This window comes from Streptomyces sp. NPDC058257 (genome assembly GCF_042881845.1).
In the GTDB taxonomy this organism is placed as follows: domain Bacteria; phylum Actinomycetota; class Actinomycetes; order Streptomycetales; family Streptomycetaceae; genus Streptomyces.
In genome coordinates, this window is the sequence record NZ_JBHVXJ010000016.1 from 173,374 (window position 1) to 186,914 (window position 13,541).

Annotated in this window: 15 protein-coding genes; 12 read left to right on the plus strand and 3 right to left on the minus strand. The window is 69.9% G+C overall.

What is annotated here, in order from left to right; all coding sequences use genetic code 11:
- Positions 1-68: 68 nt before the first annotated feature.
- Both ACFVXC_RS31330 and ACFVXC_RS31335 read left to right on the plus strand, forming a co-directional pair.
- A complete protein-coding gene (locus ACFVXC_RS31330) occupies positions 69-620 on the plus strand; it encodes a TetR/AcrR family transcriptional regulator (protein WP_389912010.1) in 552 nt (183 codons plus the stop codon).
- Complete coding sequence (locus tag ACFVXC_RS31335; RefSeq protein WP_389912013.1) at positions 617-2,158, plus strand: MFS transporter; 1,542 nt, start codon at positions 617-619, stop codon at positions 2,156-2,158. The genes ACFVXC_RS31330 and ACFVXC_RS31335 overlap by 4 nt, the downstream gene beginning before the upstream one ends.
- A gap of 142 nt (positions 2,159-2,300) precedes the next feature.
- Here the strand turns inward: ACFVXC_RS31335 and ACFVXC_RS31340 are convergent, their stop codons facing one another.
- Positions 2,301-2,921 (minus strand): 1-acyl-sn-glycerol-3-phosphate acyltransferase, encoded by a 621-nt coding sequence (locus ACFVXC_RS31340; RefSeq protein WP_237330157.1) that lies wholly within the window; start codon positions 2,919-2,921, stop codon positions 2,301-2,303.
- A gap of 477 nt (positions 2,922-3,398) precedes the next feature.
- On the opposite strand from ACFVXC_RS31340, the gene ACFVXC_RS31345 reads away from it, so the two are divergent.
- The 3 genes from ACFVXC_RS31345 (at position 3,399) to ACFVXC_RS31355 (ending at position 5,751) form a co-directional block, all read left to right on the plus strand.
- Positions 3,399-4,574: a glycerophosphodiester phosphodiesterase gene (locus tag ACFVXC_RS31345; RefSeq protein WP_389912015.1), complete on the plus strand. Its 1,176-nt coding sequence runs from the start codon at positions 3,399-3,401 to the stop codon at positions 4,572-4,574.
- Positions 4,575-4,694: 120 nt separating this feature from the next.
- A complete protein-coding gene (locus ACFVXC_RS31350) occupies positions 4,695-5,210 on the plus strand; it encodes an RNA polymerase sigma factor (RefSeq protein WP_389912018.1) in 516 nt (171 codons plus the stop codon).
- Positions 5,211-5,247: 37 nt separating this feature from the next.
- The gene (locus ACFVXC_RS31355; RefSeq protein WP_389912021.1) at positions 5,248-5,751 is read left to right on the plus strand and encodes a GNAT family N-acetyltransferase; all 504 of its coding nucleotides are present in this window, start codon (positions 5,248-5,250) and stop codon (positions 5,749-5,751) included.
- 19 nt (positions 5,752-5,770) lie between these two features.
- Here the strand turns inward: ACFVXC_RS31355 and ACFVXC_RS31360 are convergent, their stop codons facing one another.
- Positions 5,771-6,214: a hypothetical protein gene (locus tag ACFVXC_RS31360; protein WP_389912023.1), complete on the minus strand. Its 444-nt coding sequence runs from the start codon at positions 6,212-6,214 to the stop codon at positions 5,771-5,773.
- A 1-nt stretch (position 6,215) separates the two neighbouring features.
- Positions 6,216-6,575 (minus strand): hypothetical protein, encoded by a 360-nt coding sequence (locus tag ACFVXC_RS31365; protein ID WP_389912025.1) that lies wholly within the window; start codon positions 6,573-6,575, stop codon positions 6,216-6,218.
- Between the two features lie 70 nt (positions 6,576-6,645).
- Here ACFVXC_RS31365 and ACFVXC_RS31370 point away from each other — a divergent pair, with 70 nt between their 5' ends.
- The 7 genes from ACFVXC_RS31370 to cbiE all read left to right on the plus strand — a co-directional run bounded on the left by ACFVXC_RS31370 (position 6,646) and on the right by cbiE (position 13,337).
- Positions 6,646-7,293, plus strand: a complete 648-nt coding sequence (locus ACFVXC_RS31370) for an HAD family hydrolase (RefSeq protein ID WP_389912027.1) — start codon at positions 6,646-6,648, stop codon at positions 7,291-7,293.
- Positions 7,294-7,700: 407 nt separating this feature from the next.
- Positions 7,701-8,759 (plus strand): methionine ABC transporter ATP-binding protein, encoded by a 1,059-nt coding sequence (locus tag ACFVXC_RS31375; protein WP_389912030.1) that lies wholly within the window; start codon positions 7,701-7,703, stop codon positions 8,757-8,759.
- Positions 8,756-9,493 (plus strand): methionine ABC transporter permease, encoded by a 738-nt coding sequence (locus ACFVXC_RS31380; RefSeq protein WP_389912033.1) that lies wholly within the window; start codon positions 8,756-8,758, stop codon positions 9,491-9,493. The genes ACFVXC_RS31375 and ACFVXC_RS31380 overlap by 4 nt, the downstream gene beginning before the upstream one ends.
- Before the next feature lie 56 nt (positions 9,494-9,549).
- Positions 9,550-10,383: a MetQ/NlpA family ABC transporter substrate-binding protein gene (locus ACFVXC_RS31385; protein WP_389912036.1), complete on the plus strand. Its 834-nt coding sequence runs from the start codon at positions 9,550-9,552 to the stop codon at positions 10,381-10,383.
- Between the two features lie 2 nt (positions 10,384-10,385).
- Positions 10,386-11,219, plus strand: a complete 834-nt coding sequence (locus ACFVXC_RS31390) for a MetQ/NlpA family ABC transporter substrate-binding protein (protein WP_389912038.1) — start codon at positions 10,386-10,388, stop codon at positions 11,217-11,219.
- Between the two features lie 135 nt (positions 11,220-11,354).
- Positions 11,355-11,996, plus strand: a complete 642-nt coding sequence (locus ACFVXC_RS31395; RefSeq protein ID WP_389912041.1) for a GNAT family N-acetyltransferase — start codon at positions 11,355-11,357, stop codon at positions 11,994-11,996.
- A gap of 123 nt (positions 11,997-12,119) precedes the next feature.
- A complete protein-coding gene (cbiE, locus tag ACFVXC_RS31400; protein WP_389912044.1) occupies positions 12,120-13,337 on the plus strand; it encodes a precorrin-6y C5,15-methyltransferase (decarboxylating) subunit CbiE in 1,218 nt (405 codons plus the stop codon).
- Positions 13,338-13,541: the final 204 nt, after the last annotated feature.

Below are 13,541 nucleotides of genomic sequence, written 5' to 3' on the forward strand. Positions count from 1 at the left end.
CGGCCTCCGGGTGAGGGGCGCGCGTATCTTGTGAGACAAATTTGTCTCACAAGGTCTATAGTTGTCTCATGTCAGTCGATCGAGACCAGGTGCTGCGCAGTGCCGCGGCGCTCCTCACCCGCAAAGGGTCCGCCACGATGGACGAGGTGGCGCGCGCGGCGGGGATCAGCCGTGCCACCCTGCACCGCCATTTCGCGGGGCGCGACGCTCTCGTACGGGCCCTGGAAGAGCTCGGCATCCAGGAGTGCGAGGCCGCCCTGGAGGCGGCCCGGCTCGGCGACGACAGCGCCGAGGAGGCGCTGCGCCGCCTGGTGAAGGAGCTCCAGCCTGCCGCGGGCCTGCTCGCGTTCCTCGTCACCGAGAACCAGCTCTTCGAGGACGGCGCACAGCACGAGGGCTGGACCCGGCTCGACGACGGCATGGGCGCGCTCTTCCGCCGGGGACAGGAGAGCGGCGAGTTCCGCATCGACCTGAGCGCCGTCTGGCTCACAGAGGCGCTGTACGGCCTCATCGGCGCGGGCGCCTGGGCCGTCCTCGACGGCCGCGTGGCCGCCAAGGACTTCACACACATGATCGCCGAGCTGCTGATCGGCGGAGCACGACGGAGAGTGGAACCATGACCAGCATCGAACAGCGGACCGCGTCGACGGAGGTCGAGCGCAGCCCCGGCCGCTGGCTCGCACTCGCCGTGCTGGTCCTTGCCGTGCTGCTCGTCGCCGTGGACGCGACGGTGCTCGGCCTGGCCACGCCGTACATCAGCGAGGATCTGAAGCCGACCGGCACACAGCTGCTGTGGATCGGCGACGTGTACTCGTTCGTCATCGCCGGTCTGCTCGTCTCCATGGGCAGCCTCGGTGACCGCATCGGCCGCAAGAAGCTCCTGCTGATAGGCGCCGTCGCCTTCGGCGGAGTCTCGGTGCTCAACGCCTACGCGACCACCCCCGAGCTCCTCATGCTGGCCCGGGCGCTGCTCGGTGTCGCGGGCGCGACGCTGATGCCGTCCACGCTCGCGCTGATCCGGAACATCTTCCACGACCCGCGCGAGCGCAGCCTCGCGGTCGGCATCTGGGGCGCGATGGCGTCCGCGGGCGCGGCCGTCGGTCCTGTCGTCGGCGGATTCCTGCTCGAACACTTCTGGTGGGGCTCGGTCTTCCTGATCAACCTGCCGGTGATGGCGGTCCTGGTCGTCGTCGGCATCAAGTTCCTGCCCGAGTCGAAGAATCCGGCGCCGGGTCCCTGGGACCTGATCAGCGTCGTGCTCTCGCTCATCGGCATGATCGCCGTCGTGTACGCCATCAAGGAGGCGGCGGCGCACGGCATCCGCTGGGACGTCGGAGCGGCCGGCGTGCTGGGCGTGGCGGCGCTCACCTGGTTCGTACGGCGCCAGCTCACGCTGACGGCGCCCCTCCTGGACATGCGGCTCTTCCGCAACCGGGGGTTCTCCGGGGCCGTGCTCGCCGATCTCCTCACGGTGCTCGGGCTCTCGGGCCTTGTCTTCTTCCTCTCCCAGTTCCTGCAGCTGGTTCAGGGGCGGCGGCCGTTCGAGGCGGGCCTCGCCGAACTTCCCGCCGCGGTGGGCGCTGTGGCGGCCGGTCTGATCGCGGGCGTGGTCGCGCGGCGGTTCTCGGTCCGTGCGGTGGTCGCCGGTGGTCTCGCGGCGGTGGGACTCGCCCTCGCGGCGCTCACCACGCTGAGCCAGAACACCGGCTACCCGCTCCTGGGGGCCTCGCTCCTGGTCGTCGGCATCGGCGCGGGCTTCTCGTTCACGGTGACCGCCGACGTCATCCTCTCCAGCGTGCCCAAGGAGCAGGCGGGCGCCGCGTCCGCGGTCTCCGAGACGGCGTACGAACTGGGCGCGGCACTCGGCATCGCCCTGCTCGGCTCCATCGTGACCGGCGTCTACCGCGGCTTCACCGCCCCGGCGGGCACCCCGCAGGACGTGGCATCGGCCGCGCACGAATCACTCGGCGGTGCCGTGGAGTCGACGGCGGGCCTCCCCGCCCACGAGTCCCAGGCCCTCCTCGCCTCGGCCCAGGACGCCTTCGTCGACGGCCTGCGCCTCGCGGCGGGCGTGGGCGCGGGGGTGCTTCTCGCTACCGCGGTGGCGGCGTGGTTCCTGTTGAAGGGCTCGAAGCTGGAGGACGGCGTCGAGCACTGATGCCCCGCGGCGCGTGAGCTTCGCGTCTGCGGGCGCGCCGTGGCTGGTCGCGCAGTTCCCCGCGCCCCTTCGGGGCGCTGCCGAGCACGACGAAGGGCCGGACCCCCGTGGGGGTCCGGCCCTTTCGCACGTCTTCGTGCCGTCAGGCTGCTTTCGCCTTGGTGGCATACATGTCCACGTACTCCTGGCCGGACAGCTGCATGACCTCCGTCATGACGGAGTCCGTCACCGCCCGCAGGACATAGCGGTCGCGGTCCATGCCCTCGTACCGCGAGAACTCCATCGGCTCACCGAAGCGCACCGTGACGCGGCCCGGGCGCGGGAGGCCCTTGCCGCCGGGCTGGAGCTTGTCCGTGCCGATCATCGCGAAGGGGACGACGGGCGCGCCGGTCATCAGGGTCAGCCGGGCGATACCGGTACGGCCGCGGTACAGGCGGCCGTCGGGGGAGCGGGTGCCTTCGGGGTAGATGCCGAAGAGCTTGCCCTCCTCCAGGACGCGCCGCCCCGTCATCAGGGCGGCGACACCGCCGTGGCCGCCGTCGCGGTCCACGGGGATCATGCCGGAGCCGGTGAAGAACCAGGCCATCAGGCGGCCCTTGAGCCCCTTGCCCGTGACGTACTCGTCCTTGCCGATGAAGAACACCGGACGCGGGCAGACGAGTGGCATGATCATCGAGTCGATGAACGTGAGGTGGTTCCCGGCCATGATGACCGGACCGGTGCCCGGAATGTTCTCGGCGCCTTCCACCCGAGGGCGGAACATCAGACGCAAGATCGGTCCGAGCACAGCCTTGATGAGCGCGAGACGGGACAACGGGCCCTCCGGTGTCAACGGGTTGACGACGAGTATGTGCAGGTGAGGACGATACTCGCGGGTCCCCGCTCACCGCACATCGGGTTCACGCACTTGATACGCAGAGTTGACGCGCGGGTGCGTGGTCCAGCGCTCGAACCGCCTTCCCTGTGACGACGTTATCCCTGTGTGCCGGGTGTGGCGCGCGCTAGTGGCCCTTGTCACGCACCGCGGTCACGCGCTGCCACCGTGTCCGGCGGCCGTCGGCGTCGGGCCGGACGCGGGCGGCGCCGGGCCGGATCCCACCGAACGGACCCCGCCCCGCACACCAGTCGCCATCCGGCGTCACCCTTCCGTTCGGTCCAGGGTCTCCCTTCCGTCACGTGCGGCCACCTACGATCGTGCCGCTTTGTCAGGTGCAAGGCAGCACATCGGGAGGAGCGCTCAATGGCTACGCAGAAGTCCAGGCAGTCGGAGTCGGGGGAGCGGCGCCCGGGGCGGCGCGCACTGCTGGGAGCGGCCGTACTCGGGGCGAGCACGGCCGTCGTGGGACTGCCCGGCGTGGCGCGGGCCGACGCGAAGCACGGGCACGGGCACGGGGGATACAAGGACCTGCCGGTGCCCACGATCGTCGCGCACCGCGGCACCAGCGGCTACCGGCCCGAGCACACGCTCGGTTCGTACCAGCTCGCCCTCGACATGGGCGCGCACGTCATCGAGCAGGATGTCGTGCCCACCAAGGACGGCCATCTCGTATGCCGTCACGAGAACGACATCACCGCGACGACGGACGTCGCCGCGCACTCCGAGTTCGCGTCCCGCAAGACCACCAAGTCCGTGGACGGCGTCTCGCTCACCGGCTGGTTCACCGAGGACTTCACGCTCGCCGAGCTGAAGACGCTGCGCGCCAAGGAGCGCATCCCCGGCACCCGCCAGCACAACACCCTCTACGACGGCCGCTGGGAGGTGCCCACCCTGGAAGAGGTCTTCCAGTGGGCCGAGAAGCAGGGCCGTGCGCACGGCAAGCGGATCTGGCTGCACATCGAGACCAAGCACCCCACGTACTTCCGCAAGCTGGGCCTCGGCCTGGAGGAGCCGCTCGCCAAGCTGCTCCGCACGTACGGACGGCACAAGAAGAACTCACCGAACTTCCTGCAGTCCTTCGAGCCGAGCAGCCTCCAGCGCCTGGGCAAGCTGGTCGGCCCGCCGCGCGTGGTGCTCCTGTCCACCGCGAACTCCCGCCCCTGGGACTTCGTCGAGGCGGGCGACCCGCGCACCGTCGGCGACCTCATCAAGCCCGAGGGCCTGGAGTGGATGGCGTCGTTCGCGCAGGGCATCGGACCCACGCTCGACCTGATCATCCCGAGGAAGCCGGACGGCAGCCTGGGCACCCCGTCCACCCTGGTCGAGGACGCGCACGGGGCGGGCCTGATCCTGCACCCGTACACCATGCGCAACGAGAACACCTTCCTGCCCACGAACTTCAAGAAGGGCACCGACCCGAACGCCTACGGCGACGCGTTCGGAGCCTTCAAGGCGTACCTGGAGACGGGCATCGACGGGCTCTTCTCCGACAACTGCGACACCGCGCTGCTCGCCCGCGAGGACTTCCTCAAGGGCTGACACCCGTCTGACGTGCGCCGACGGACGAGGCCGCGTCAACAGCTGACCACGCGGCCCCGGTTGGGGTGACAGACGGCCGCTCCGGCAACCTCCTGCCGGGGCGGCCGCGTCCCGCCCTGCATGACTCACTCGCTCATCCCCGCGTTGCGCCCGCTGCTCGCCGCCGAGGCCTCCGCCGCGGCACACGGCTCCGGCACCGACCCCGGCGACCTCGAACAGGCCGTCTGGCTGCGCCTCCTCGAACGCATGGACGCCGCGGACCCACCCGCCGACCCGGCCGGCTGGCTGCGGGCCGCCGTGGCGTCCGAGGCCCGCAGCACCCGGCGTACGGCAGAGCGCGAAGCGGCGTACGCGACCGAGCCCGCCGACGACACGGAGGGCGGACCCGAGCAGCGCGCGCTGCGGGCCGACCGCTACCGCACCCTGCACGCGGCGGTGCGCAGACTGCCCGGCCGCTGCCCCGGTCTCATGGCGGCGCTGCTGTCCCCCAAGGACCTCACCTACCGCGAGATCGCAGGCGAGTTGGGAATGTCACAGGGCAGCCTGGGGCCGGAACGCTCCCGTTGCCTGGGGTGCCTTCGCAGAATGCTCGCGGCGGAGGTTGCAGTTCCCGAACAGCGGGGAATGGAGCGGTAGACAACCGGCGGAGCAGGTGAGCGGGAGGCATGCACACATGGGCATGAGCGTGACCATCTCGGAGGCGGGCGGGCAGGACGCCGAGAAGATCCTCAAACTGCAGTACCTGTGCTACCAGAGCGAGGCAGAGCTGTACGGCGACTACTCCATCGAGCCGCTCACGCAGTCCCTCGACTCCATCAAGGCCGAACTGACCACGGGCAGCGTGCTGGTGGCCCGGCTCGGCGACGAGGTCGTCGCGTCGGTGCGCGGCACGGTCGACCCCGACGGCACGGCGCGGATCGACAAACTCATCGTGCATCCCAGGATGCAGCGGCACGGTCTGGGCGGCCGGCTCCTGGACGCGATAGAGCGGCGGCTCGGCGCGGGCGGCACCGCAAAGTGTTTCCAGCTCTCCAGCGGCCATCGCAGCGAGCAGAACCTCCAGCTCTACCGCAAACACGGTTACGCGGCGGTGGGCGCCCAGCAGGTGAACGAACGGCTGACGGTGGTGACTCTCTCCAAGGACGCCGACGCGAACACCTTCGCGGCCAGCGTGTAGGCGGCCGGGGCGCGCAGCCCTAGGCCCCTTGGACCGAGGCCTTGCGCGCCTTGTTCAGCCAGAAGATCGCCGTCACCGGAAGGATCACCGGGATGAAGAGATAGCCCATTCCGAAGTCCGACCACACCGTGGCGTCGGGGAAGGCGGACGGCTCGACGAGCGTCCAGGTCCCCACCGCCAGGACGCCCACCAGCTCGGCGGCGCAGCACACCAGCGCCGCCTTGCGGGCCTTGTCGCCGCCGCGCACGAGCGAGTACGTGATGAAGCCGTAGACGAGCCCGGCGAGCGCGGACAGCGTGTACGCGAGCGGCGCCTTGTGGAAGTCCGTCGAGATCTGCACGGCGGAGCGCGACACGGCGCCGACCACCATCACCCCGTACAGCCACACCAGGAGGATGCCGGGCCCGCCGATCAGCCTCTGCCGGGTGGGAGTCCCGTGCTTCTCGGGCTCTGTCACCGCCACCTCAGCCTCCCCAGATGTCGTAGAGCCGCACTTGGAGCACGGCGAGGACCACGCCGCCCGCGGCGACCGTGATGGAACCCCAACGGGTGCGCTCGGCCAGGGACATGAAACCCGCGGCCGGGACGCAGGCGAAGGCGCCGATCAGATACGACACGAAGATCGTCGTGCCCTGCTCGGGCTTCTCGCCCCGCGCCAGCTGCACGATGCCGACGATCAGCTGGACCGTGGCCAGGAACGTCACCACGGCCATGCCGATGAAGTGCCAGTCCTTGGTCGGCTGGTCCCGGTAGGCGGCGAAACCGCACCACGCGGCGAGCGCGAGCGCGGCCACGGCGGTCGCGATCGTCAGGGCAACAAGCATGCGGTGACTTTATTACGGGCCCTATGACCCGATGCGCGCACCCCTGGGGTGCCCCGTACGCTCGGACACCATGAAGATCCACGCTGAAGCGCTCCTGTTCGACAACGACGGCACCCTCATCTCCTCCATGGAGTCGGTGTACCGCTGCTGGAGCCGCCTGGCGCAGGAGTACGGGATCTCCGCCGAGGAATTCGAGCGGGTCGAGCTGCACGGCCGCCCCGCCGCCGAGATCATCGCCGACATGCTGCCCGCCGAGCGCGTGGCCGAGGCCGTGGCCCGCATCGAGGAGCTGGAGGTCTCGGACGTCGCCGGCGGTGTCGTCCTGCTTCCCGGCACCCGTGAGCTGCTCGCATCCCTGCCCCCCGAGCGCTGGGCCGTCGTCACCTCCGCCGGGCGGCGCCTTGCCGAGGCGCGGCTCGCCGAGGTCGGCATCGAGCCCGCGATGCTGATCGCCGCCGACGACATCACGCGCGGCAAGCCCGACCCGGAGCCCTTCCTGCTCGCGGCCGCGAAACTGGGCGTCGACCCGGCGCGCTGCGTGGTCTTCGAGGACGCCCCCGCGGGTCTCACGGCGGGGCGCGCGGCCGGTATGACCACCGTGGCGTTGGCCACAACGCACACCGCGGGCGAGCTCTCCGCCGATGTCGTGGTGAAGGACCTCTCGGCCGTGTCCGCGCTGGCCACCGAGGGTGGCGTGGAGATCACCGCCGAGGACTGAGCACCCGCCCTCCGCCGCCCATACCTGTCCACCGACTGTCCGTATAGCGGACGAGGGTGACAGGTCGCGGACACGCGCGTGTTTTACTGGTCCACATGACCACGACGAGCAGCCGCACCCTTGCGACCGAGGCGATCACGACGCCCGGTGCTCGTTGTATGTGTCGAATGTGCGCCTTCTGAGGGCCCCCGCACCACCCCTGAGCATCGCGCCCCGAAGCGAAGCCGCTGTGCCGCGCCCCTATGCGACGTACGCCGTGAAGGCGGACCTGACGTAGGAAGCGAGCCTGCCCCGCGCACACGTCCTCCGGTTCTTTTCGCCACCGCGAGAAACCGTGCCGCGTTCCCCACGAATGCCCCGTGCCCGGCGAGAACCGCGCCGCGCACTCGACAGTGACGGAAACCCCTGTGATCACCACTTCCGGCCTCACCAAGGTCTACCGCTCACGCGGTCGTGAAGTAACGGCCCTCGACGGCGTCGATCTGCATGTCCGCGAAGGCGAGGTGTACGGCGTCATCGGCCAGTCCGGTGCCGGCAAATCCTCCCTGATCCGCTGCGTGAACCTCCTGGAGCGTCCCACCGCCGGCACCGTGACCGTCGCAGGTCAGGACCTCACCGCCCTCGCGGGGCGCGGCAGCCGCGCGAGCAAGGACCTGCGCCGTGCGCGCAGCCGCATCGGCATGGTCTTCCAGCACTTCAACCTGCTGTCCTCGCGCACCGTCCAGGACAACGTCGAGCTGCCCCTGGAAATCCTCGGTCTCAGCGGCGCCGAGCGCTCCCGCAAGGCGCTCGAACTGCTCGACCTCGTCGGCCTCGCCGACAAGGCGAAGTCCTACCCGGCGCAGCTCTCCGGCGGCCAGAAGCAGCGCGTCGGCATCGCCCGCGCGCTCGCGGGCGACCCGAAGGTGCTGCTCTCCGACGAGGCGACCAGCGCCCTGGACCCGGAGACCACCCGCTCCATCCTGAGGCTCCTGCGCGACCTCAACCAGCAGCTCGGTCTGACCGTCCTGCTGATCACGCACGAGATGGACGTCGTCAAGAGCGTCTGCGACTCCGCCGCCCTCATGGAGAACGGGCGGATCGTCGAGTCGGGCACCGTCACCGAACTGCTCGCGACGCCAGGATCCGAGCTGGCCGCCGCGCTCTTCCCGGTCAGCGGCGAGGCGACGGGCGAGGACCGCACCGTCGTCGACGTGACCTTCCACGGCGAGGCCGCGACCCAGCCGGTCATCTCCCAGCTGTCGCGCACGTACAACATCGACATCTCGATCCTCGGCGCCGCGATGGACACGGTCGCGGGCAAGCAGGTCGGCCGCATGCGCATCGAGCTGCCGGGACGCTTCGAGGAGAACGTCGTGCCGATCGGCTTCCTGCGCGAGCAGGGACTGCAGGTGGACATCGCGGGCGAAGACCCCGCGACCACCCCGAAGGACAGCACGCTGCTGGTCAAGGAAGGTGCCAAGTGACCTGGTCGGAGATGCAGCCCCTGCTGGAGCAGGCCTGTTGGGACACCCTCTACATGGTCGGCTGGTCGACGCTGATAGCCGTCGTCGCCGGACTGCCGCTCGGCATCCTGCTGGTCCTCACCGACCGGGGCGGGCTGCTGCAGAACACGGTCCTGAACAAGCTCATCGGGCAGATCGTGAACATCGCGCGCTCGATGCCCTTCATCATCCTCATGGTCGCCCTGATGGGCTTCACACGCTGGATCACCGGGACGACGATCGGCCGCGAGGCCGCCATCGTGCCGCTCGCGATCGGTGCGACGCCGTTCTTCGCGCGTCTCGTGGAGACCGCCGTGCGCGAGGTCGACGGCGGCCTCGTCGAGGCCGTGCAGTCGATGGGCGGCAACACCTGGACCATCGTGCGCAAGGTCCTCGTACCGGAGTCGCTGCCCTCGCTGATCTCCAGCACCACCACGACGATCGTCACGATCATCGGCTACTCGGCCATCACCGGCGCCGTCGGCGCGGGCGGCCTAGGTGACATCGCGATCCGCTACGGATACCAGCGCTTCGAGACCGAACTGATGTGGATCACCGTCGGCGTCCTCGCCGTCGTCATCTCGATCATCCAGTTCGCGGGGGACTACGCGGCCCGCAGGCTGCACCGGCGCGGCGGCCACTCGGGCGCCGCTCCCAAGCTGCGCCTGCTCAAGCTCAAGGCGTCGTCCCCGCCGCCCCCGACCCCCTCGCTCTGAACCCACCCCGCACATCCCATCGCGGGGCGTACCACCCATGGAGAAAGGCACTTTTCGTGCGTAACACCGCCAAGATCACCACCGCTGTCCTCGCTGCCGGAGCCCTCACCCTCGGGCTCTCCGCGTGCGGCTCCGACAAGGACTCCGCGGGCGACAAGGACGGCAAGCTCGTCGTCGCCGCGACCCCGACGCCGCAGGGCGAGATCCTCGACTACGTCAAGCAGAACCTCGCCAAGAAGGCGGGCCTCGACCTCGAGGTCAAGGAGTTCACCGACTACGTCACCCCGAACACCGCCGTCCAGCAGGGCGAGGTCTTCGCGAACTACTTCCAGCACAAGCCGTACCTCGACGACTTCAACAAGAAGAACGGGACGGACATCGTGCCCGTCCCGAACGCGACGGTGCACCTGGAGCCGCTCGGCGTCTACTCCAAGAGCGTCAAGAAGCTCGACGGCCTCAAGGACGGCGCCACGGTCGCCCTGCCGAACGACACCACCAACGAGGCCCGCGCGCTCAAGCTCCTGGCCGACAACGGCCTGATCGAGCTCAAGAAGGGCGTCGGTTACGACGCGACGCCCAAGGACGTCTCGAAGAACCCGAAGAACATCAAGTTCAAGGAGCTCGAGGCCGCCCAGGTGCCCCGCTCCCTCGGTGACGTCGACGCCGCGGTGATCAACGGCAACTACGCCCTTGAGGCCAAGCTCAGCCCGGCCAAGGACGCCATCGTCGCCGAGCCCGCCAAGGGCAACCCATACGGCAACTTCCTCGCCGTGAAGAAGGGCGACGAGAACGACCCGCGCGTGAAGAAGCTCGCCAAGCTCCTCACCTCGCCCGAGGTCAAGAAGTTCATCGACGACAAGTACGACGGTGCCGTCGTCGCGGCGTTCTGATCATGCGTACGCGCGTCATGGCGGCCGCCGCCGGAGCACTCGCCCTCACGCTGGGCCTGACCGCCTGCGGCAGCGAATCGGCCTCCGGCTCGGGAAGCGGCGACGGTGACAAGCTCACCGTCGGCGCCACCCCGACCCCGGCCGGCGAAGTCCTCACGTACATCAAGGAGAACCTCGCGAAGAAGGAGGGACTCGACCTCAGGATCACGGAGTTCACGGACTACGTCACGCCGAACACCGCGCTCCAGGAAGGCTCCCTCGACGCCAACCTCTACCAGCACACCCCCTACCTGGAGGACTTCAACAAGTCCAAGGGGACGAGTCTCGTGCCGGTGACCGAGGTCTACCTGCCCGCACTTGGTGTGTACGCGAAGAAGACGAAGGACATCGCCGAGCTGCCCGCCGGTGCGACCGTCGCCGTTCCAAACGACACCACCAACGAGGGCAGGGCGCTCCAACTCCTCGCCTCCAAGGGCCTCATCGGGCTCAAGAAGGGGGCCGGTTCGACCGCGACCCCCGAGGACATCACGTCCAACCCGAAGAAGCTCACCATCAAGCCGCTGGAACCCGCCCAGCTGCCGCGTGCCCTGGAGGACGTCGACGCGGCGGCCATCAACAACAATTACGCCCTCGATGCCGGGCTCGACCCCAAGAAGGACGCCATCCTTCTCGAGTCGCCCAAGGACAATCCGTACAACAACGTCCTCGCCGTCAAGAAGGGCGACCAGGACGATCCCCGGGTGAGGAAGCTGGCCAAGCTGCTCACTTCACCCCAGGTGAAGCAGTTCATCGAGGACAAGTACAAGGGCTCCGTCCTGCCCGTCGAAACGAGCTGACGCACAGTCCGTTTCCGCCCTCACCACGGGGTCCACTCCTGATGCGGGAGCGGACCCCGTGGTGGGTTTGCGCGCCGACATGCTGCATGCTGGGCTCTTCAGCAGGCCCGAGGGTTCCAGGTTACGGAGCAGCGCATGACTACCTTCCCCGACGTCTCCATCAGCACGGAGCGGTTGGTGCTGCGCCCGTTCGAAGACGCCGACGTCTCCGCGTACGCGGAGATGATGAACGACGAGATGGTCACCGCCTGGACCTCCGCGCCCCAGCCCTACACCGAGGACGACGCCCGCGACTGGATCTCCCGGCTCGCGCCCGCGGAGCGCACCGAGGGCCACGGAATCGCCCTCGCCGTCACCGAGTTCCTCACCCAGCGGCTTGTCGGCACGGTGCAACTGCGCGACACCAGCTGGCGCGTGCGCTCCTGCGAACTCAACTACGTCGTCGCCCCCTGGGCCCGCGGCGAGGGCTACGCCTCGGAGGCGGCGCTCGCCATCGCCCAGTGGCTCTTCAACGATCAGCGCTTCGAGCGCATCGAGCTGCGCACCGCCGCCGACAACACGGCGGCCCAGCAGGTCGCGCAGAAGATCGGCTGCATCAGCGAGGGAGTCCTGCGGGGCGCCTGGATAGCGCGTACGAGGAACGGGGGGGATCCGTTCGGCGGCTGGATCGAGGTCCGCACCGACCTCATCGTGTGGAGCCTGCTCCCCGAGGATCTCGAAGGAGTCGGCGAGCAGCTCGCGGACAGCGGGTTCAGCGCGTTCTCCGAGTGGAACTGACCCCTTGAGCACCTGAGGCCCCCACCAGGTACGCTCGCCCCTGGTCGCACGCGGTTGCCCCCTACACGCGAAGCCCGGCCGCCACCGACACCACGCGAGAACCGACCCAGGAGACAGACGACGATGGCCGACCGCGTCACGGTGATCGGCTGGGACGGTTCGCCGCTGACCGCCGCCGCTCGCTCGGCGCTCGGCGCCGCCACCCTCGTCGCGGGCGCCGCCCACCACCTGGCGCTCACCGAAGTGCCACCGGCCGCCGAACGGATCCGGCTGGGCAGCGTGAGCCTGGCCGCCCGCCGCATCGCCGCCCACCGCGGCACCGCCGTGGTCCTCGCCGACGGCGACCCCGGCTTCTTCGGCGTCGTACGTACCCTGCGCGCCCCCGAATTCGGCCTTGAGGTCGAAGTGGTGCCCGCTGTCTCCTCCGTCGCCCAGGCCTTCGCCCGCGCCGGAATGCCCTGGGACGACGCCGAGGTCGTGGTCGCCCATCCGCGCACCCTGCGCCGCGCGGTGAACGTCTGCCGCGCGCACACCAAGGTCGCCGTCCTCACCTCGCCGGGGGCGGGCCCGGCCGAGCTCGGCCTGCTCCTCCAGGGTGTGCACCGCACCTTCGTGATCTGCGAGGAGCTCGGCACCGAGCGCGAACAGGTCACCGTCCTCACCTCGGACAAGGCCGCCGACCACACCTGGCGCGACCCGAACGTCGTCATCGTCATCGGCGGTCCGGCCGCCGCGTCCGACACCGGCTGGATCGCCGGGCGCGACCCGGGCACCCGGCGCGGCTGGGCGCTGCCCGCCCCCGCCTACGGGGGCGAGGCCCAGCTCGGCGAGGGCGAGAGCGACCGTCTGCGGGCCGCCCAACTCGCCCGCATCGGCCCGCGCGTGGGCGACCTGGTCTGGGACATCGGCTGCGGCAGCGGCGCGTTCTCCGCGGAGGCCGCCCGCTTCGGCGCCGCCGTCATCGCAGTCGACGCCGACCCCGACGCCTGCGCACGCACCATGGCGGTCGCCCGCCACTTCGGCGTCCAGCCGCAGATCGTCCACGGCACGGCGCCGCACATCCTCGAAGACCTGCCCGAGCCCGACGTCGTACGGGTCGGGGGCGGAGGAGCCGAGGTCGTCTCCGCCGTCGCCGACCGCCGCCCGGCGCGCATCGTGACGCACGCGTCGACCCGAGACGCGGCCGAACTCATCGGCAGGGGCCTGACGGAGCACGGATACACGGTGGAATGCGCGCTGCTCCAGTCCGTCGAGCTGGACACGCGCGCGTGGACGGAGCGTGAGCGGACCGTGGTCTTCCTGCTCTCGGGAACATCGGGGCGGCTCGAAGAGCCTCGTTGAGAGGCGGTGGCCGGGCGACGGGTGGGCTTGCCCGATCGCGCCCCGTGACCCTGTTGCCGCACGGTGCGGGGTAGGCTGGCCGATCGTTGTACCGCACCGAGTGCCCGGCAAATAGTTGTCCAATGTCCGGAAAGCTCGCCCGTTTTGGGGGGTGTGTGGTACGGCAGGACCGGAGGGCGCGCAACGTGGCGCAGCCCACAGCGG

Bases quoted from the DNA above. Each gene is read 5' to 3' on its own strand.
- ACFVXC_RS31330 (WP_389912010.1), top strand. From the start codon at position 69: ATGTCAGTCGATCGAGACCAGGTGCTGCGCAGTGCCGCGGCGCTCCTC.
- ACFVXC_RS31365 (WP_389912025.1), bottom strand. From the start codon at position 6,575: ATGCTTGTTGCCCTGACGATCGCGACCGCCGTGGCCGCGCTCGCGCTC.
- ACFVXC_RS31390 (WP_389912038.1), top strand. From the start codon at position 10,386: ATGCGTACGCGCGTCATGGCGGCCGCCGCCGGAGCACTCGCCCTCACG.
- ACFVXC_RS31350 (WP_389912018.1), top strand. From the start codon at position 4,695: ATGACTCACTCGCTCATCCCCGCGTTGCGCCCGCTGCTCGCCGCCGAG.
- cbiE (WP_389912044.1), top strand. From the start codon at position 12,120: ATGGCCGACCGCGTCACGGTGATCGGCTGGGACGGTTCGCCGCTGACC.
- ACFVXC_RS31395 (WP_389912041.1), top strand. From the start codon at position 11,355: ATGACTACCTTCCCCGACGTCTCCATCAGCACGGAGCGGTTGGTGCTG.
- ACFVXC_RS31335 (WP_389912013.1), top strand. From the start codon at position 617: ATGACCAGCATCGAACAGCGGACCGCGTCGACGGAGGTCGAGCGCAGC.
- ACFVXC_RS31345 (WP_389912015.1), top strand. From the start codon at position 3,399: ATGGCTACGCAGAAGTCCAGGCAGTCGGAGTCGGGGGAGCGGCGCCCG.
- ACFVXC_RS31340 (WP_237330157.1), bottom strand. From the start codon at position 2,921: ATGTTCCGCCCTCGGGTGGAAGGCGCCGAGAACATTCCGGGCACCGGT.
- ACFVXC_RS31370 (WP_389912027.1), top strand. From the start codon at position 6,646: ATGAAGATCCACGCTGAAGCGCTCCTGTTCGACAACGACGGCACCCTC.
- ACFVXC_RS31355 (WP_389912021.1), top strand. From the start codon at position 5,248: ATGGGCATGAGCGTGACCATCTCGGAGGCGGGCGGGCAGGACGCCGAG.